This is a genomic window from Pseudomonas palmensis (assembly GCF_049942755.1).
Classification (GTDB): Bacteria; Pseudomonadota; Gammaproteobacteria; order Pseudomonadales; family Pseudomonadaceae; genus Aquipseudomonas; species Aquipseudomonas palmensis.
The window spans coordinates 3,339,479-3,357,766 of sequence record NZ_CP187958.1 but is presented as its reverse complement, the minus strand read 5'-3'; the positions used below and the strand labels follow the sequence as shown (position 1 = coordinate 3,357,766).

Annotated in this window: 15 protein-coding genes; 9 read left to right on the top strand and 6 right to left on the bottom strand. The window is 64.9% G+C overall.

The genetic code is table 11. The features are described 5' to 3' along the window. Positions 1-927 (bottom strand): LysR family transcriptional regulator ArgP, encoded by a 927-nt coding sequence (locus ACPRTJ_RS15530; RefSeq protein ID WP_043862106.1) that lies wholly within the window; start codon positions 925-927, stop codon positions 1-3. 122 nt (positions 928-1,049) lie between these two features. On the opposite strand from ACPRTJ_RS15530, the gene ACPRTJ_RS15525 reads away from it, so the two are divergent. From ACPRTJ_RS15525 to ACPRTJ_RS15485, 9 genes are all read left to right on the top strand, one after another. Beyond that, positions 1,050-1,649: a LysE/ArgO family amino acid transporter gene (locus ACPRTJ_RS15525; protein WP_043862105.1), complete on the top strand. Its 600-nt coding sequence runs from the start codon at positions 1,050-1,052 to the stop codon at positions 1,647-1,649. A 186-nt stretch (positions 1,650-1,835) separates the two neighbouring features. After that, positions 1,836-2,432 (top strand): superoxide dismutase, encoded by a 597-nt coding sequence (locus ACPRTJ_RS15520; RefSeq protein WP_054914821.1) that lies wholly within the window; start codon positions 1,836-1,838, stop codon positions 2,430-2,432. Positions 2,433-2,726: 294 nt separating this feature from the next. Beyond that, a complete protein-coding gene (locus tag ACPRTJ_RS15515; protein ID WP_054914822.1) occupies positions 2,727-4,778 on the top strand; it encodes a putative bifunctional diguanylate cyclase/phosphodiesterase in 2,052 nt (683 codons plus the stop codon). Between the two features lie 144 nt (positions 4,779-4,922). Then, the gene (locus ACPRTJ_RS15510) at positions 4,923-6,254 is read left to right on the top strand and encodes an imelysin family protein (protein ID WP_043862102.1); all 1,332 of its coding nucleotides are present in this window, start codon (positions 4,923-4,925) and stop codon (positions 6,252-6,254) included. A 169-nt stretch (positions 6,255-6,423) separates the two neighbouring features. Next, positions 6,424-7,851, top strand: a complete 1,428-nt coding sequence (locus ACPRTJ_RS15505) for a di-heme oxidoredictase family protein (RefSeq protein ID WP_043862101.1) — start codon at positions 6,424-6,426, stop codon at positions 7,849-7,851. A gap of 14 nt (positions 7,852-7,865) precedes the next feature. Next, positions 7,866-8,930: an imelysin family protein gene (locus tag ACPRTJ_RS15500; RefSeq protein ID WP_043862100.1), complete on the top strand. Its 1,065-nt coding sequence runs from the start codon at positions 7,866-7,868 to the stop codon at positions 8,928-8,930. 2 nt (positions 8,931-8,932) lie between these two features. Further along, positions 8,933-10,030, top strand: a complete 1,098-nt coding sequence (locus tag ACPRTJ_RS15495; protein ID WP_088515534.1) for a DUF1513 domain-containing protein — start codon at positions 8,933-8,935, stop codon at positions 10,028-10,030. Between the two features lie 173 nt (positions 10,031-10,203). Beyond that, positions 10,204-11,355 carry an efflux RND transporter periplasmic adaptor subunit gene (locus ACPRTJ_RS15490; RefSeq protein WP_043862098.1) on the top strand — a complete coding sequence of 384 codons (1,152 nt, stop codon included), beginning with the start codon at positions 10,204-10,206 and terminating at the stop codon, positions 11,353-11,355. A 13-nt stretch (positions 11,356-11,368) separates the two neighbouring features. Beyond that, the gene (locus ACPRTJ_RS15485; RefSeq protein ID WP_100633520.1) at positions 11,369-14,416 is read left to right on the top strand and encodes a multidrug efflux RND transporter permease subunit; all 3,048 of its coding nucleotides are present in this window, start codon (positions 11,369-11,371) and stop codon (positions 14,414-14,416) included. A gap of 81 nt (positions 14,417-14,497) precedes the next feature. On the opposite strand, the gene ACPRTJ_RS15480 is transcribed toward ACPRTJ_RS15485, so the two are convergent. The 5 genes from ACPRTJ_RS15480 to colR form a co-directional block, all read right to left on the bottom strand. Next, positions 14,498-14,725 (bottom strand): hypothetical protein, encoded by a 228-nt coding sequence (locus ACPRTJ_RS15480; RefSeq protein WP_043862096.1) that lies wholly within the window; start codon positions 14,723-14,725, stop codon positions 14,498-14,500. Next, a complete protein-coding gene (locus tag ACPRTJ_RS15475) occupies positions 14,722-15,435 on the bottom strand; it encodes a lipopolysaccharide kinase InaA family protein (RefSeq protein WP_043862095.1) in 714 nt (237 codons plus the stop codon). The genes ACPRTJ_RS15480 and ACPRTJ_RS15475 overlap by 4 nt, the downstream gene beginning before the upstream one ends. Before the next feature lie 4 nt (positions 15,436-15,439). Then, the gene (locus ACPRTJ_RS15470) at positions 15,440-16,120 is read right to left on the bottom strand and encodes a class I SAM-dependent methyltransferase (RefSeq protein WP_043862094.1); all 681 of its coding nucleotides are present in this window, start codon (positions 16,118-16,120) and stop codon (positions 15,440-15,442) included. A 97-nt stretch (positions 16,121-16,217) separates the two neighbouring features. Next, a complete protein-coding gene (locus ACPRTJ_RS15465) occupies positions 16,218-17,519 on the bottom strand; it encodes a sensor histidine kinase (RefSeq protein ID WP_043862093.1) in 1,302 nt (433 codons plus the stop codon). Beyond that, positions 17,509-18,192, bottom strand: coding sequence for a two-component system response regulator ColR (gene colR / locus ACPRTJ_RS15460; protein ID WP_043862092.1), 684 nt, complete (start codon positions 18,190-18,192; stop codon positions 17,509-17,511). Before colR ends, ACPRTJ_RS15465 begins: the two co-directional genes overlap by 11 nt. Positions 18,193-18,288 lie beyond the last annotated feature (96 nt).

The window sequence follows — 18,288 nt, the reverse complement described above, 5'->3', positions numbered from 1 at the left end:
CTACTTGTTTGCAGATGATGCAGACGCCGGCAAACCCGACCACGGCACCAACCAACTGCTGGCGCTGCGCCGCAGGTGGTCGGTGAGTTGGCCGAGCAATTGCCCGCCATTGCGCCAATGATGCCAGTACAGCGGCACATCGATCGGCTTATCCGCCAGAATTTCCACCAGCTGCCCGCTGGCCAGTTGCGCCTGGGCCTGCAATTCGGGCACCAGGCCCCAACCCACGCCGGCTTCGGTCATGCGCAGAAAGCCCTCCGAAGACGGGCACAGGTGATGCAGGAATGCACCATCGATACCCAGCGACACCAGGTAGCGGTGCTGCAGAAAATCGTCCGGGCCGAACACCACGGCCGGGGTGCGGGCCAGACGCGCCACCTCTACCCCCTGGGGAAAGTGGCGCGCCATGAAGTCGGGGCTGGCCAGCGCACGGTAGCGCATGGCGCCGAGCAGCTCGCTGCGCGCCCCGGCAACCGGTCGCTCGCTGGCGCACAGGCAGGCCGCCACTTCGCCAGCGCGCATGCGCTTGAGGCCCACCTCCTGGTCTTCCACCACCAGCTCCAGCAGCACCCGCTCCTGTGCACAGAACGCCCCGACCGCCGCCGCCCACCAGGTGGCCAGGCTGTCGGCGTTGAGCGCTACCCGCAGACGCTCGGGCTGGCCGCCATCGTCCAGCGCCGGCACCTGATGCTGCAGGTCGCGCTCGAGCAGGCGCACCTGCTGTACATGGTTGAGCAGGCGCTTGCCGATCTCGGTGGGCGCTGGCGGCGCGGCGCGTACCAGCACCGGCTGGCCAACGCGCGCCTCCAGCAGCTTGATGCGTTGCGAAATGGCCGATTGCGACAGCCCGAGCAACTGTGCGCCCCGCTCAAAACCGCCCTGCTCGATCACCGCCGCCAGGGCGGAAAGCAACTTGTAGTCGAACATCAGTTTCCCTAATGCCGGATGAGGTTTATTGGTTTTTCTTATACGCCCACTGTCCGCACAATAGCCAGCGATCCCCCCTGTATTTTCGGCAGCCCGTGTGGCTGCTTCGCGGAGCACCTCCCATGTGGCAAAGCTACCTCAACGGCCTGCTGGTCGCCTTCGGGCTGATCATGGCCATCGGCACCCAGAACGCTTTCGTGCTGGCGCAGAGCCTGCGCCGTGAGCACCACCTGCCGGTGGCGGCGCTGTGCGTGTTCTGTGATGCGGTGCTGGTGGCGCTTGGCGTGTTCGGTCTGGCCACGGTGCTGGCGCAGAACCCGACCCTGCTGGCGGTCGCGCGCTGGGGTGGGGTGGTGTTTCTGCTGTGGTATGGCAGCAAGGCGCTGATACGCGCCTGCTCCAGCCAGAGCCTGGAGCAGGGCGAGGGCCTGGGTCAGCGTTCGCGTCGCGCGGTGTTGCTCAGTGCCCTGGCGGTGACCCTGCTCAACCCCCACGTGTACCTGGATACCGTGTTGCTGATCGGCTCGCTGGGTGCGCAGCAAAGCGTGCCAGGTGCCTACGTGGCGGGTGCAGCCAGTGCCTCGCTGCTGTGGTTCTTCACCCTGGCGCTGGGTGCGGCCTGGTTGGCGCCGTGGCTGGCCCGGCCTGGCACCTGGCGCCTGCTGGACCTGATGGTGGCGGTGATGATGTTTGCGGTGGCGTTGCAACTGGCGCTGGGCTGACCCGTTCGTCAGTTGTCGGCAAAGGCTCTGGAACCTCTATTCCATACACTTGTTGCGTGGTTTAGGTCAGGGCCCGGTGCTATGATCCCGAATCTGCGTCGCAAAGAGTAAAAACTCGCCGATGCATTCCGGCCGCCCGTGATCGGCCTTGCGCTCACCGCAACAGACCTGATTAGGAGAATCACCATGGCTTTTGAATTGCCGCCGCTGCCTTACGCACACGATGCCCTGCAGCCGCACATTTCCAAGGAAACCCTGGAATACCACCACGACAAGCACCACAACACCTACGTCGTGAACCTGAACAACCTGGTGCCAGGCACCGAGTTCGAAGGCAAGACCCTGGAAGAGATCGTCAAGACTTCTTCGGGCGGTATCTTCAACAACGCCGCTCAGGTCTGGAACCACACCTTCTACTGGAACTGCCTGGCGCCAAACGCTGGTGGCCAGCCTACCGGTTCGCTGGCTGAAGCCATCAACGCCGCGTTCGGTTCGTTCGACAAGTTCAAGGAAGAGTTCACCAAGACGTCGGTTGGCACCTTCGGTTCCGGTTGGGGCTGGCTGGTCAAGAAAGCTGACGGCTCCCTGGCGCTGGCTAGCACCATCGGTGCCGGCAACCCGCTGACCAGCGGTGACACCCCGCTGCTGACCTGCGACGTGTGGGAGCATGCCTACTACATCGACTACCGTAACGTGCGTCCGAAGTATGTCGAGGCGTTCTGGAACCTGGTCAACTGGAAGTTCGTGGCTGAGCAGTTCGAAGGCAAGACCTTCACTGCATAAGTGCTGCTTCTGAAAAAACCCGGCTCAGGCCGGGTTTTTTTATGCCGAAAAAGCGGCAAAGAGCAAAACCCCACCCACCAACCTTTTTTAACCAATTTCACCAACACCCTCTCTTGCTGCCCCCCCATACCGCGCTAACATCAATCGTTGGGAAACTTGTCGTACATCGCTCAAGTCGCAAGGCCGGGCAACCGATACAGTGACCGCTGGATCATGAATCCTGCCAACGGCCGATAGTGGATTGCCACAGATGATGGCAAAATGATGCCATGCGCATGGATTAAGGAAACCCCATTGAAGCTGGAACTCAAAAACAGCTTGTCGGTCAAGTTGCTCAGAGTGGTCCTGCTCTCGGCACTGGCCGTGGGCGTGGTACTCAGCTGTGCGCAGATCGTCTTCGATGCCTACAAGACCCGCCAGGCTGTCGCCAACGACGCCCAGCGAATCCTCGACATGTTCCGCGACCCTTCCACCCAGGCCGTATACAGCCTGGACCGCGAAATGGGCATGCAGGTCATCGAGGGGCTGTTCCAGGATGAGTCCGTGCGCATGGCCTCCATCGGCCACCCCAACGAAACCATGCTGGCAGAAAAGTCGCGCCCTCTGCAGGAACTGCCGACCCGCTGGCTCACCGACCTGATCCTCGGCCAGGAACGCACCTACACCACCCAGCTCGTCGGCCGCGCGCCCTACAGCGAATACTACGGCGACCTGAGCATCACCCTCGATACCGGCGCCTACGGCCAGGGCTTCGTGGTCAATTCGGTGATCATCTTCATTGCCGGCGTGCTCCGCGCCCTGGCCATGGGGCTGGTGCTTTACCTGGTCTACCACTGGCTGCTGACCAAGCCACTGTCCAAGCTCATCGAGAACCTCACCCAGATCAACCCCGACCGCCCCAGCCAGCATCAGCTGCCGCTGCTCAAGGGCCACGAGAAGAACGAACTGGGCCTGTGGGTGAACACCGCCAACCAACTGTTGGCGTCCATCGAACGCAATACCCACCTGCGCCACGAGGCCGAGAACAGCCTGCTGCGCATGGCCCAGTACGACTTTCTCACCGGCCTGCCCAACCGCCAGCAACTGCAACAGCAACTGGACAAGATCCTGGTCGATGCCGGGCGCCTCCAGCGCCGGGTTGCGGTGCTGTGCGTAGGCCTGGACGACTTCAAGGGCATCAACGAACAATTCAGCTACCAGGCCGGCGACCAGTTGCTGCTGGCCCTGGCCGACCGCCTGCGTGCCCACAGCGGTCGCCTGGGTGCCCTCGCCCGCCTGGGCGGCGACCAGTTCGCGCTGGTGCAGGCCGACATCGAACAACCCTACGAGGCCGCCGAGCTGGCCCAGAGCATTCTCGATGACCTGGAAGCGCCGTTCGCCCTGGACCATCAGGAGATCCGCCTGCGCGCCACCATCGGCATCACCCTGTTCCCCGAAGACGGCGACAGCACCGAGAAGCTGCTGCAAAAGGCCGAACAGACCATGACCCTGGCCAAGAGCCGTTCGCGCAACCGCTATCAGTTCTACATCGCCAGCGTCGACAGCGAGATGCGCCGGCGCCGCGAGCTGGAAAAGGACCTGCGCGAAGCCCTGCCGCGCAATCAGCTGTACCTGGTTTACCAACCGCAGATCAGCTACCGCGACCACCGCGTGGTGGGCGTCGAGGCGCTGCTGCGCTGGCAGCACCCGGAGCTGGGCATGGTTCCGCCCGATCAGTTCATACCGCTGGCCGAACAGAACGGCAACATCATCGTGATCGGCGAATGGGTGCTCGACCAGGCCTGCCGGCAACTGCGCGAATGGCACGACCAGGGCTTCAGCGACCTGCGCATGGCAGTCAACCTGTCGACCGTGCAACTGCACCACAGCGAGCTGCCCCGGGTGGTCAACAACCTGCTGCAGATCTACCGCCTGCCGCCGCGCAGCCTGGAACTGGAAGTGACCGAGACCGGCCTGATGGAAGACATCAGCACTGCCGCCCAGCACCTGCTGAGCCTGCGCCGCTCCGGCGCGCTGATTGCGATCGACGACTTCGGCACCGGCTACTCCTCGCTCAGCTACCTCAAGTCGCTGCCGCTGGACAAGATCAAGATCGACAAGAGCTTCGTGCAGGACCTGCTCGACGATGACGACGACGCCACCATCGTTCGCGCGATAATCCAGCTGGGCAAGAGCCTGGGCATGCAGGTGATCGCCGAGGGCGTGGAAACCGCCGAGCAGGAAGCCTACATCATTGCCCAGGGCTGTCATGAAGGTCAGGGCTACCACTACAGCAAACCGCTGCCGGCACGCGAGCTGACCGCCTTCCTCAAAGCGGCGCAACGCAACCAGGTATCGATTCTGTGAGTGACGCTGCCGCCAAGGGCAGCGTGAACAGCATTTGAATTTTTACGTGGCAACCTCTTTACAGAAAATGCATATCTTTCGCATTATGTTGCACCTTTGCGTGCGGCTGCACGCCTGTTCAACCTCTCGACGCAGGAATAGCCCATGATTCGTATGCCTCTGGCCACCGCCAGTCTGCTGGCCATTGCCATCTCCCTCGCCGGCTGCGGCGATGACAAGGACAAGGCCGCCGCACCACAGGCCGCCGCACCTGCTGCCGCCAGCACCACCCAGGCGTCCGGGGCCGTCGACGAAGCCGCCGCCCAGGCGGTGGTCAAGCACTACGCCGAGATGGTGTATGCCGTGTACAGCGACTCGCTGAGCACCGCCAAGACCCTGCAGACCGCAGTCGATGCCTTCCTTGCCAAGCCCGACGCCGACACCCTGGCCGCCGCCAGGACTGCCTGGGTAGCCGCCCGTGTACCGTACCTGCAGAGCGAAGTGTTCCGCTTCGGCAACACCATCATCGACGACTGGGAAGGTCAGGTGAACGCCTGGCCGCTGGACGAAGGCCTGATCGACTACGTCGACAAGAGCTATGAACACGCCCTGGGCAACCCGGCCGCCACCGCCAACATCATCGCCAACACCGAGATCCAGGTGGGCGAAGACAAGGTCGACGTCAAGGACCTGACCCCCGAGAAGCTGGCCAGCCTGAACGAGCTGGGCGGTTCGGAAGCCAACGTCGCCACCGGCTACCACGCCATCGAATTCCTGCTGTGGGGCCAGGACCTCAACGGCACCGGCCCGGGCGCCGGCAACCGCCCTGCCTCGGACTACCTGCAAGGCGAAGGCGCCACCGGCGGTCACAACGAGCGTCGTCGTGCCTACCTCAAGGCCGTGACCCAGCTGCTGGTCAACGACCTGGAAGAAATGGTCGGCAACTGGAAGCCGGCAGTGGCCGACAACTATCGCGCCACCCTGGAGGCAGAACCTGTCGCCAACGGCCTGCGCAAGATGCTGTTCGGCATGGGCAGCCTGTCGCTGGGCGAACTCGCGGGCGAGCGCATGAAGGTCTCGCTGGAAGCCAACTCGCCTGAGGACGAGCAGGACTGCTTCAGCGACAACACCCACTACTCGCACTTCTACGACGCCAAGGGTATCCGCAACGTCTACCTGGGCGAGTACACCCGCACCGACGGCACCAAGCTGAGCGGCCCGAGCCTGTCGTCGCTGGTGGCCAAGGTCGATCCGGCCACCGACAACACCCTGAAGGCCGATCTGGAAGCCACCGAGGCGAAGATCCAGGTGATGGTCGACCACGCCCTCAAGGGTGAGCACTACGACCAGTTGATCGCTGCCGACAACGCTGCGGGCAACCAGATCGTGCGTGACGCCATCGCCGCGCTGGTCAAGCAGACCGGTGCCATCGAACAGGCTGCGGGCAAACTGGGCATCACCGACCTGAACCCGGACACCGCTGACCACGAGTTCTGAGTGGTAGCGTGCTGAAACAGAGGCGGCCTTCGGGTCGCCTTTTTTTGTGGGACCTCTTCGCTGGAAGCTGAAGCAGATTTCATCCAGCAAACGCAAATCCCTCTTATTCATATCCCCCGCGCCTGCTAAGCTTGCACGCCGGTTTTACGCTAGCCATTCAGGATTCTCGATGCCCGCTCCGCTTCACCGCGCCCTTCCCCTGCTATTGGCCCTGGCCCTGAGCGCCTGTGACGACGCCCCGCGTTTCACCAAGGCCGAACCTGGCGAGGCGCGTGCCGGTGGCAGCACCACCGTGAACAAGCGCGACCGCAACGCCTACTCCATGCCCTCGGCCAACCTCACCCCGAGCCAGCGCCTGGACTTCAGCGTGGGCAACAGCTTCTTCCGCAGCCCGTGGGTGATCGCCCCGTCCACCACCACCGCACGCGATGGCCTGGGCCCGCTGTTCAACACCAACGCCTGCCAGAACTGCCATATTCGCGACGGGCGCGGGCACCCGCCCGCAGAGGGCGCCAAAAACGCGGTATCGATGCTGGTGCGCCTGTCGATCCCCGACCAGCCCGAATACGCCAAGGTCATCGAGCAACTGGGCATCGTGCCCGAGCCGGTCTATGGCGGGCAGTTGCAGGACATGGCCGTGCCCGGCGTGGCCCCCGAGGGCAAGGTGCGGGTCAGCTACACCCCGGTGAACGTCACCTTCAAGGACGGCACCCAGGTCGAACTGCGCAAGCCGCAGCTGCAGATCACCCAGCTTGGCTACGGCCCGATGCACCCCGACACACGCTTCTCGGCACGCGTCGCGCCGCCGATGATCGGCCTGGGCCTGCTCGAGGCCATCCCTGATGAGGCCATCCTGGCCAACGCCGACCCCGAGGGGCGCAACGGCACCGGCATTCGTGGCCGGCCCAACCTGGTATGGGACGACGCCCAGGGCAAGCAGGTACTTGGCCGCTTCGGCTGGAAGGCCGGGCAACCCAACCTCAACCAGCAGAACGCCCATGCGTTCTCCAGCGACATGGGCCTGACCAGCAGCCTGGTGCCGCGCGACGACTGCACCCCGGCGCAGCTCGATTGCCTGGCCCAGCCCAATGGCAACGGCGCCGATGGCGAGCAGGAGGTCAGCGACAACATCCTGCGCCTGGTGCTGTTCTACACCCGCAACCTGGCGGTGCCGGTACGCAAGGACGTCGATTCGCCCCAGGTGCTGGCTGGCAAGAACCTGTTCTTCCAGGCCGGCTGCCAGGGCTGCCACACCCCCACATTCACCACCTCGGCCAATGCCGCCGAGCCGGAGCTGGCCAACCAGACCATCCGCCCCTACAGCGACCTGTTGCTGCACGACATGGGCCCGGGGCTGGCCGACAACCGCAGCGAATTCGCCGCCGGTGGCCAGGACTGGCGCACCGCGCCGCTGTGGGGCATCGGCCTGAATCAGACCGTCAGTGGTCATACCCAGTTTCTGCATGACGGGCGCGCCCGCAACCTGCTCGAGGCCGTGCTCTGGCACGGCGGCGAAGCCGAGCCTGCGCGCCAGCACGTCTTGACCTTCAATGCCGAGCAACGCGCCGCGTTGCTGGCGTTCCTGAACTCACTCTAGAGAAGGAGCCGGACATGTTCCGTCCCAAGCTGTTGTTCACCAGCCTCGCCGCCATCGCCCTGGGCGCCTGCTCGCCGCAGGACCCGCAGGCCGTGACCTCTGCCGCGATCGCCAAGCAGGTGATCCTGCCGACCTACAGCCGCTGGGTCGAAGCCGACCGCCAGCTGGCCGTCAGCGCCCTGGCCTTCTGCGAAGGCAAGGCCGACCTGGCCACCGCACGCGCCGACTTCCTGCACGCACAAAAAGCCTGGGCCGAGTTGCAACCGCTGCTGATCGGCCCGCTGGCCGAGGGCAACCGCGCCTGGCAGGTGCAGTTCTGGCCCGACAAGAAGAACCTGGTGGGCCGTCAGGTCGAGCAACTGGTCAACGGCGACAAGCCGGTGGATGCCGAGACCGTGGCCAAGTCCAGCGTCGTGGTCCGCGGCCTGTCGGCCTACGAGTACATCCTGTTCGACAGCAAGCCGGACGTCGCCACCGCCGAACAGAAGGCCCGTTATTGCCCGCTGCTGGTGGCCATTGGCGAACACCAGAAGAACCTCGCCGAAGAGATCCTCAAGGGCTGGAACAGCACCGACGGCATGCTGGCGCAGATGACCAAGTTCCCCAACCAGCGCTACGCCGACTCCCATGAGGCGATCGCCGACCTGCTGCGCGCCCAGGTCACCGCGCTGGACACCCTGAAGAAGAAGCTCGGCACGCCGATGGGTCGCCTGAGCAAGGGCATCCCGCAGCCGCTGCAGGCTGAAGCCTGGCGCAGCCACTCCTCGCTCAAGAGCCTGGAAGCCAGCCTGATCGCCGCCCAGACCGTGTGGGTCGGGGTCGACAACCAGGGCCTGCGCGGCCTGCTGGGCAAGGACCAGAAGGCCCTGGCCGACAAGATCGACGCGGCCTATGCTGATGCCCTCAAGCAACTGAAGGCGATCGACCGGCCCCTGGGCGAAATGCTCCAGGACGATGCCGGCCGCGAGCAACTGAACGCCTTCTACGACAGCCTGAACGTGGTTCACCGCCTGCATGAAGGTGAACTGGCCAAGGCGCTGAACATCCAGCTGGGCTTCAATGCCAACGACGGTGACTGATCATGTTGCGACGCCAGGCCCTCAAACTCGGTAGCGTGCTGCTCAGCGCCCTGACCCTGGGTGGCTGGACCCTGTGGCGCAGCAAGGGCCAGCAGCCGCTGCTGCTGTCGGCCCGTGACGATGCCGACGGCAAGCACTATGCCGTGGGCTATCGCCTGGACGGCACCCAGGTGTTCGCCACCCAGGTCGGCCTGCGCTGCCACGACATCATCAACCACCCCGAGCGGCCGATCGCGCTGTTCGTGGCGCGCCGCCCCGGGACCGAGAGCTACCTGATCGACCTGCGCGACGGGCGCCTGCTGCAGACCCTGGCCTCGCAGCCGAACCGGCACTTCTATGGCCACGCGGTGATCCACAAGGGCGGCGAATGGCTGTACGCCACCGAGAACGACACTACCGACCCGGGCCGTGGCGTGCTGGGTGTGTACCGCTTCGAAGGCGAACGCCTGGCCCATCATTCGGAAATCCCGACCCACGGCATCGGCCCGCACCAGGTGTCGTGGCTGCCTGACGGCGAGACCCTGGTGGTGGCCAATGGCGGTATCCGCACCGAAGCCGAGAGCCGGGTGGAGATGAACCTGGATGCGATGCAGCCCAGCCTGGTGCTGATGCAGCGCGACGGCACCCTGCTGAGCAAGGAAACCCTGAGCCAGCAGATGAACAGCGTGCGCCACCTGGCGATTGCCGACGACGGCACCGTGCTGGCGTGCCAGCAGTTCATGGGCGGCTCGGACGAAACCGCCGAGCTGCTGGCGATCAAGCGTCCGGGGCAGCCGTTCGTGGCCTTCCCGGTGCCGGAGCACCAGTTGCAGTCCATGGCCCAGTACACCGCCAGCGTGGCGGTGCACAGCGAGCTGCGACTGGTGGCGATGACCGCGCCACGGGCCAACCGCCTGTTCATCTGGGACCTGGACAGCGCCGAGGTGAAGCTGGATGCGCCGATGCCGGACTGCGCGGGCGTGGGCGCAGTGGCCGATGGCTTTGTGGTGACCTCCGGGCAAGGGCGTTGCCGGCTGTACGACTGCCGCAAGGCAGCGCTGGTGGGGCAACCGCTGCAACTGCCTTCGGGGTTGTGGGACAACCATCTGCACCTGATCTGATATAGCAATCGCGGGTCAAGCCCGCTCCCACAGGGAACACCTGGAACCTTGTGGGAGCGGGCTTGACCCGCGGTGACGTCGGTACAGACAACATAAAATATACCGAACCAGCACACCGCCCCTGCGCCGCGACCGACTAGACTTGCGCAACAACGCTTCCAGGGAGCTGGTCCATGCTGCGCCGTCGCATGCTCATCATGCTGGGTATCGTCCTGCTGCTGGTGCTGGCCCTGGGCGGCTACAAGGGCTTGTCCATCTACCGCCAGATCCAGCAGTTCTCCGCGCCCAAGCCGCCGGTCAGCGTTGCCGCCGCCGAGGCGCGCGAGCAGCCCTGGCAAAGCCGCCTGCCCGCCGTGGGCAGCCTCAAGGCCCTGCAAGGGGTGGACCTGAGCCTGGAGATCGCCGGCACGGTCAAGGCCCTGCACTTCGAATCCGGCCAGCAGGTCAAGGCCGGGCAACTGCTGCTGCAGCTGGACAGCGACGTGGAGACTGCCCTGCTCGGCACCGCCCAGGCCGACCTCGGGCTGGCCCAGGTGGATTATCAGCGAGGCAGCCAGCTGGTCGGCAGCCAGGCCATCTCCAAGGGCGAATTCGACCGCCTGCGCGCCCAGCTGCTGCGCAACCAGGCGGTGGTGGCGCAACTCAAGGCATCCCTGGCGAAAAAGAGCATCAACGCGCCGTTCACCGGCACCATCGGTATCCGCCAGGTCGACCTGGGCAGCTACCTGGCCAGCGGCACGGTGATCGCCACCCTGCAGGACCTGAGCAGCCTGTATGTCGACTTCTTCGTGCCGGAACAGGCGCTGCCCAACCTCAGCCTCGGCCAGCAGGCGCTGGTCTCGGTGGCCGCCTACCCGCACCGCAGCTTCACCGCCACCCTCAGCGCGATCAACCCCAAGGTCGACGACACCACCCGCAACCTGCAGGTGCGCGCCACCCTGGCCAACCCCGACGGCACGTTGCTGCCGGGCATGTTCGCCAGCCTGCAGGTGTTGCTGCCCAACCCGCGCAACGCGGTGGTGGTGCCGCAGAGCGCCGTCACCTACACCCTCTATGGCAACTCGGTGTATGTCGCCGTGCCGCAAAAGTCCGAAGACGGCAAGGTGCAGACCACGGCCGATGGCCAGCCGCAACTGATCGCCGAGCGGCGCTTCGTCGAGACCGGCGAGCGCCGCGACGGCCTGGTGGTGATCGCCAAGGGCCTCACGCCCGGCGAAACGGTGGTCACCGCCGGCCAGTTGAAGCTGACCCAGGGCGCTGCCGTCACCCTGAGCGCCGACAAGACCCTGCAAGCCGAACCGACCAGCCAGCCCGGCGCCGACTGACCAAGGAACCGCCATGGCCTTTACCGACCCGTTCATCCGTCGCCCGGTGCTGGCCAGCGTGGTCAGCCTGCTGATCGTGCTGCTGGGGTTCCAGGCATGGAGCAAACTGCCGATCCGCCAGTACCCGCAGATGGAAAACGCCCTGATCACGGTGACCACCGCTTACCCAGGGGCCAACGCCGAAACCATCCAGGGCTACATCACCCAGCCCCTGCAGCAGAGCCTGGCCAGTGCCGAAGGCATCGACTACATGACCTCGGTGAGCCGGCAGAATTTTTCGGTGATCTCGATCTACGCGCGCATCGGCTCCGACAGCGACCGGCTGTTCACCGAGCTGCTGGCCAAGGCCAACGAGGTCAAGAACAAGCTGCCCCAGGACGCCGAGGACCCGGTGCTGAGCAAGGAGGCCGCCGATGCCTCGGCGCTGATGTACATCAGCTTCTACAGCAAGGAGCTGAGCAACCCGCAGATCACCGACTACCTGTCGCGGGTGATCCAGCCCAAGCTCGCCACCCTGCCCGGCATGGCCGAAGCCGAGATCCTCGGCAACCAGGTGTTCGCCATGCGCCTGTGGATCGACCCGGTGAAGCTGGCCGGCTACGGCCTGAGCGCCGGCGATGTGACTGCCGCGGTGCGCCGCTACAACTTCCTGTCCGCCGCCGGCGAGGTCAAGGGCCAGTACGTGGTCACCAGCATCAACGCCACCACCGAACTCAAGTCGGCCGAAGCCTTCGCCGCCATCCCGCTCAAGACCAAGGGCGACAGCCGCGTGCTGCTGGGCGATGTGGCACGGGTGGAGATGGGCGCGGAGAACTACGACACGGTCAGCTCGTTCGACGGCACGCCGTCGGTGTACATCGGCATCAAGGCCACCCCGGCCGCCAACCCGCTGGACGTGATCAAGGAGGTGCGCAAGCTGATGCCGGAGCTGGAAGCGCAGTTGCCGCCCAACCTCAAGGCCTCCATCGCCTATGACGCCACGCTGTTCATCCAGGCCTCCATCGACGAGGTGGTCAAGACCCTGGTCGAGGCGGTGCTGATCGTGATCGTGGTGGTGTTCCTGTTTCTCGGCGCGCTGCGCTCGGTGCTGATCCCGGTGATCACCATCCCGCTGTCGATGATCGGCGTGCTGTTCTTCATGCAATTGATGGGCTACTCGCTGAACCTGTTGACGCTGCTGGCGATGGTGTTGGCCATCGGCCTGGTGGTGGACGATGCGATCGTGGTGGTGGAGAACATCCACCGCCATATCGAGGAGGGCAAGACGCCGTTCGACGCCGCGCTGGAAGGCGCCCGGGAGATCGCCATGCCGGTGGTCTCGATGACCATCACCCTGGCGGCGGTGTACGCCCCCATCGGTTTCCTGGAGGGCCTCACCGGGGCCCTGTTCAAGGAGTTCGCCCTGACCCTGGCCGGGGCCGTGGTGATTTCCGGCATTGTCGCGCTGACCCTGTCGCCGATGATGTGTGCCCTGCTGCTGCGCCCGGAGCAGAACCCCAGCGGCCTGGCCCATCGTCTCGACCAGCTGTTCGAGCGGCTCAAGCGCCGCTACCAGACGCTTTTGCACGGCACCCTCGAGACCCGGCCGGTGGTGATTGTGTTCGCCCTGATCGTGCTGTGCCTGATCCCGGTGTTTCTGATGTTCAGCAAGAACGAGCTGGCCCCGGACGAAGACCAGGGCATCATCTTCATGATGGCCACCGCCCCGCAACCGGCCAACCTCGATTACCTGAACGCCTACACCGACGAGTTCATCACGATCTTCAAGTCATTCCCCGAGTACTACTCCTCGTTCCAGATCAACGGCTTCAACGGCGTGCAATCGGGCATCGGCGGCTTTCTGCTCAAGCCGTGGAACCAGCGCAGCCGCACCCAGATGGAGTTGCTGCCCGAGGTGCAGGCCAAGCTGGCGACCATCAGCGGCCTGCAGATCTTCGGCTTCAACCTGCCCTCCCTGCCGGGCACCGGCGAAGGCCTGCCATTCGCCTTCGTGATCAACACGCCGAATGACTACGTGTCGTTGCTGGAAGTGGCGCAACGGGTCAAGGACCGCGCCCAGGCCTCGGGCAAGTTCGCCTTCCTGGACATCGACCTGGCATTCGACAAGCCGGAGGTGGTGGTAGATATCGACCGGGCCAAGGCGGCGCAGATGGGGGTGTCGATGGATGCCCTGGGCGGCACCCTGGCCACGCTGCTGGGCGAGGCCGAGATCAACCGCTTCACCATCGAGGGGCGCAGCTACAAGGTGATCGCCCAGGTCGAGCAGGCCTACCGCGACAACCCCGGCTGGCTGAACAACTACTACGTGAAGAACGAGCAGGGCCGGATGCTGCCCCTGTCGACCCTGATCAGCGTCAGCGACCGCGCGCGGCCGCGCCAGCTCAACCAGTTCCAGCAGCTGAACTCGGCGATCATCCAGGGCTTCCCGCTGGTGAGCATGGGCGAGGCCCTGGAGACGGTGCGCAGCATCGCCCAGCAGGAGGCACCGGCAGGCTTCGCCTTCGACTACAGCGGGCAGGCACGTCAGTTCGTGCAGGAAGGCAGTGCGCTGTGGGTGACCTTCGGCCTGGCGCTGGCGATCATCTTTCTGGTGCTGGCGGCGCAGTTCGAGAGTTTCCGCGACCCGCTGGTGATCCTGGTGACGGTGCCCCTGTCGATCTGTGGAGCATTGATCCCGCTGTTTCTGGGGTGGTCGAGCATGAACATCTACACCCAGGTGGGGCTGGTGACGCTGATCGGGCTGATCAGCAAGCATGGCATCCTGATCGTCGAGTTCGCCAACCAGTTGCGCCTGCACAAGGGGCTGAATGCGCGGGATGCCGTAGAGGAAGCGGCAGCGATACGCCTGCGGCCGGTGCTGATGACCACGGCGGCGATGGTATTCGGCATGGTGCCGCTGATACTGGCGACGGGCGCCGGGGCGGTGAGTCGGTTCGACATCGGCATGGTGATCGCCACCGGGATGTCGGTGGGCACGCTGTTCACGTTGTTCGTGTTGCCGTGCGTGTATACGTTGCTGGCCAGGAAGGAAATGCCAAGTACGGCGCTGGAATCGAGTTGAACGCATCGCGGGTCAAGCCTGCTCCCACAAGGATCACTGCAACCCTGTGGGAGCGGGCTTGACCCGCGCCGATACACTTCATCACCCGTTGGAGCGCAGCCCCCGGCTCATGCCGAACAGGAACAACAGCAGGTCATGGTCCGGTTGCGCCGTGACGACCGGCTTGGCCGTCCGCGGCAGCGGGCACTGCGCGCCCAGGTCGATGGAACTGAGCACCTGCGGACGCGGCTCCTCCCACGCGGCGAAAGCCACCGAAGCCACCGCCAACGCCACAAGCAGAAACAAACCTCGTGCTATTTCTAGTTTCATTGCTCTAAACCTTTGACAGCGCTGCCAAACGCCACTTCGTAAAAGTAGAGCAACTTCTTCCAGTCCGCATCGTTCCACGACGAATGGCGGCGCAGTTGCTTCAGGTCATTGGCGGCCGCACGCTGGCAGCTGATGCGCCGGCGGCACTTCTCCAGGTCCAGCAAGGCGACCTCGGCACGCGCATCCGCGCCCTCGCCGGTCACCTTCACGAAAATATGCTTGCTGTACAGGCAGCCATGCTGCCAGTGCCCGCGGTGCATGCGCGCCAGGTTGCCGGCCAGGTCCTCGAGCACCCGGTCGTGCAGCGCCTCGCCGTGCTGCTCGCGCCCGCCGCCGGCGTACCACAGGTCGATCTCCTCGAAACCATCCAGCGCCTCGCTGACCAGCAGCGCCCGCCACTGGTGCTGGGCATCGCGCTCCACGCCGCAATAGACGATATGCGGCACCCGCACGCCCAACTGCTCGAAACTGCTCAGGGCAGCGAACTCACGCAATACCGTGGGGCGACCGAAAGGGTGCAACAGGCTGCGGTAGATATGCCCGACCTGGCGCTTGGCATACAGCAGATGGCCCGTCTCGTCGCTCAGGCGCTGCACGCCGCTTTCGCCGCCACGCCGCTGGTTGGGTGCCTCCACCCATTCGCCCTGGCGCTGCCAGAAGTAATCGAATTGATCCGAGACCGCCGTACCGCCCGTTCCTTCCACAGCCATTCCTTCACCCCTTGCGCAATACGTAAACTCGCCACATCGCATAGAACGGCAAAAAGTCCATTCGTTCCTGAATACGGAAACCTGCGGCCTCGAACTCCTGTTCAACCGTAGCAGCTGGTAACACAAAACGGTTCTGGTAACTGCCATCGGCCTGCCCGTTGTTACGGCGTGCTTCCAGGCGTTTACGCCGCCAGGCCTTGATGTTGCCGTCCACCCACAACGAGATGATCACGCTATCGCGGCTAACCCGTTGAAACTCCGAAAGAATCGCCTTGCGATGGGCCGCTTCGCCAATGTGGTGGAACAGCCGCATGCAGAAAATGCTGTCTACCGCGTTGTCCGGCAGATCGATGGCGAAGGCTGATGTCTGCAAGGGCCGTACCCGTTTGACCACTTCTGCCGGTTGCGACCCGCAGGCGATCTGCAGCATGGCGGCGGAATTGTCGGCGCCGATGATCACGCGGTTGGCCTTTTCGGCCAGCAGCGGCCAGAAACGGCCGGCACCGCTGGGCAGGTCCAGCACCAGGCCAGGCTCCCCGGCCAGCGCCAGGGCACGCCGGGCCAATTGCTCGTCACGCTGGTGGGACAAGCGGCGGGCAATGCCGTCCTGGTGCTTGTGCAGGTACTGTTGAGCGTGCTGCTCGTCGTACTTTTCGGAAAACTTGAGCTTGATGGGACTGCGCATGGTGCATCTCCTGACTCCAATGCCGCCTACCTTAAGCAGGGCGACGTTGGCGTCAGGTCATGCGAACGTGAAAAAAATGTCAGGTTGCGTCGCTAAGTTACAAGGTGTTTCCGGAGGCCTGCGACCCAGCCGTGCCCAATTTCACATGGAACCGGCAACCATGGGGTTCGGCGGCGCTCAGGCTGACGCTCCAGCCCTGGTCCTCGCAGATCCGCTGCACCAGCGACAGGCCCAGCCCGAGCCCTTCCCCGCGCTTTTCGCCGCCGCGCACGAACGGCTGGAACATGGCCTCGCGATGCTCCTCGGGAATTCCCACGCCGCTGTCCTCGACGGTGAAGCCATCGGGCTCCAGGGTGAGGCGGATGTACCCCTGGTCGGTGTAGTGCGCCGCATTGCGCAGCAGGTTGCCCATCACCGATTGCAGGAACGTGGCGTTGTACAGGGTGGGCAGCGCGCCGGTGTCGTGGTAGGTGAGGGTCAGCCCCTTCTGCTCGATGGTGTCGCGCCAGACGCCGATCAGTTCGTTGCCCACCTCACGCAGGCTTGCCCGCGAAGCGACGGCACCCTCGTCGCGCTGGGCGCGGGCGAGCATGAGGAAGGTCTGCACCAGCTCGCGCATTTCTTCGGTGGCCCGCGAAATGCGTTCGACCTGGGCGCGGGCGCGATTGTCGATGGCCGGGTTCTCCAGCAGCAGCTCGCACGAGCTGGCCAGCACCATCAGGGGCGTGCGCAGTTCATGGCTGACATCGCTGGTGAACAGCCGCTCGCGGGTCAGTGCATCACGCAGGCGCCCCAGGGTGGCGTCGAAGGCCACCGCCAGTTGCCCCACTTCGTCGGCCGCGTAGTCCGGCGCCAGGGGCGGCGCCAGGCCCAGCAACTGGTCGCGGTGGCGCACCTGGCGCGCCAGCCGGATCACCGGGGCCATCACCCGCCGTGCCAGCACCCAGCCGAGAAATACCGCCAGTGCCAGGCTGAGCACGAAGCCCACCACCACCACGGCGAACAGCACGCGCTCGCGTTCTTCGAAATCGCTCTGGTCCTGCAGCAGCACGTAGTGCCGCCCGTCCACCACCTCGACCATGGCGTGGTACGACAGGTGCTCGCGAAACACTTCGTGAAACCCCGGGGTGAGGTGGCGCAGGTCCTTGGGCAGGTCGAAGTCGTCGCGCCCACCACTGTAGTAGAACAACTGGTCGGGCCGCGGGCGGTGGCTCCACTCCGATACGCTGTCCATCAGCAGCATGCGCTTGAGGTCGCCCCCCAGTACCGAGGAAATCAGGCGCTCTTCCACCAGGTGCACGGTGGCCACGATGCCGAAGGCGAAGGCCCCGGCCACCAGCGCGCTCATCAGCGCGAAGGCGATGATGATGCGCTGGGCAAGGCTTTGCTTAAACTCCATCACGACCCTCGGCCAGTCGATAGCCAACACCGTGCACGGTATGCAGCAGGGGCTTGTCGAATGGCTTGTCGATCACCTGGCGCAACTGGTGGACGTGGCTACGCAGGCTGTCACTGTCGGGGCAGTCGTCGCCCCACAGGGCTTCTTCCAGTACCTCGCGGCGCAGCACGTGGGGGCTCTTCTGCATCAGCACTGCAAGCAGCTTGAGGCCGACCGGGTTGAGCTTGAGGAACTTGCCCTGGCGGGTGACCTCCAGGGTGTCGAGGTCGTAGCTCAGGTCGCCGACGTTCAGGCTGCGCCGGCCACCGCCCTGGGCCCGGCGCAGCACCGCTTCGATGCGCGCGGCCAGTTCCGACAGGGCGAACGGCTTGAGCAGGTAGTCGTCGGCGCCGGAGCGAAAGCCCTGCAGGCGGTCGTCGAGCTGGTCGCGGGCGGTCAGCATGATCACCGGGGTATCGCGCCGGGCATCCTCGCGCAGGCGCTTGCACAGCGTGTAGCCGTCGATGCCGGGCAGCATGATGTCGAGCACGATCAGGTCGTAGTGCTCGGTGGCAGCCAGGTGCAGGCCCGACAGGCCGTCCTGGGCGCAGTCGACGGTGTAGCCCTTGAGGCCCAGGTAATCGGCCAGGTTGGCCAGGATATCGCGGTTGTCTTCAACCAGTAGAATTCGCATCGGTACCTCTCCCCCGTCCTCGTTTGCCTGCTTGGCAGGCGCAGCTTAAGGCCATCGTCCAGGCCCCGCCAGCGCCGCATGGATTTAATCGCAACT

Bases quoted from the DNA above. Each gene is read 5' to 3' on its own strand.
- ACPRTJ_RS15530 (WP_043862106.1), bottom strand. From the start codon at position 927: ATGTTCGACTACAAGTTGCTTTCCGCCCTGGCGGCGGTGATCGAGCAG.
- ACPRTJ_RS15525 (WP_043862105.1), top strand. From the start codon at position 1,050: ATGTGGCAAAGCTACCTCAACGGCCTGCTGGTCGCCTTCGGGCTGATC.
- ACPRTJ_RS15520 (WP_054914821.1), top strand. From the start codon at position 1,836: ATGGCTTTTGAATTGCCGCCGCTGCCTTACGCACACGATGCCCTGCAG.
- ACPRTJ_RS15510 (WP_043862102.1), top strand. From the start codon at position 4,923: ATGATTCGTATGCCTCTGGCCACCGCCAGTCTGCTGGCCATTGCCATC.
- ACPRTJ_RS15505 (WP_043862101.1), top strand. From the start codon at position 6,424: ATGCCCGCTCCGCTTCACCGCGCCCTTCCCCTGCTATTGGCCCTGGCC.
- ACPRTJ_RS15500 (WP_043862100.1), top strand. From the start codon at position 7,866: ATGTTCCGTCCCAAGCTGTTGTTCACCAGCCTCGCCGCCATCGCCCTG.
- ACPRTJ_RS15495 (WP_088515534.1), top strand. From the start codon at position 8,933: ATGTTGCGACGCCAGGCCCTCAAACTCGGTAGCGTGCTGCTCAGCGCC.
- ACPRTJ_RS15490 (WP_043862098.1), top strand. From the start codon at position 10,204: ATGCTGCGCCGTCGCATGCTCATCATGCTGGGTATCGTCCTGCTGCTG.
- ACPRTJ_RS15485 (WP_100633520.1), top strand. From the start codon at position 11,369: ATGGCCTTTACCGACCCGTTCATCCGTCGCCCGGTGCTGGCCAGCGTG.
- ACPRTJ_RS15480 (WP_043862096.1), bottom strand. From the start codon at position 14,725: ATGAAACTAGAAATAGCACGAGGTTTGTTTCTGCTTGTGGCGTTGGCG.
- ACPRTJ_RS15475 (WP_043862095.1), bottom strand. From the start codon at position 15,435: ATGGCTGTGGAAGGAACGGGCGGTACGGCGGTCTCGGATCAATTCGAT.
- ACPRTJ_RS15470 (WP_043862094.1), bottom strand. From the start codon at position 16,120: ATGCGCAGTCCCATCAAGCTCAAGTTTTCCGAAAAGTACGACGAGCAG.
- ACPRTJ_RS15465 (WP_043862093.1), bottom strand. From the start codon at position 17,519: ATGGAGTTTAAGCAAAGCCTTGCCCAGCGCATCATCATCGCCTTCGCG.
- colR (WP_043862092.1), bottom strand. From the start codon at position 18,192: ATGCGAATTCTACTGGTTGAAGACAACCGCGATATCCTGGCCAACCTG.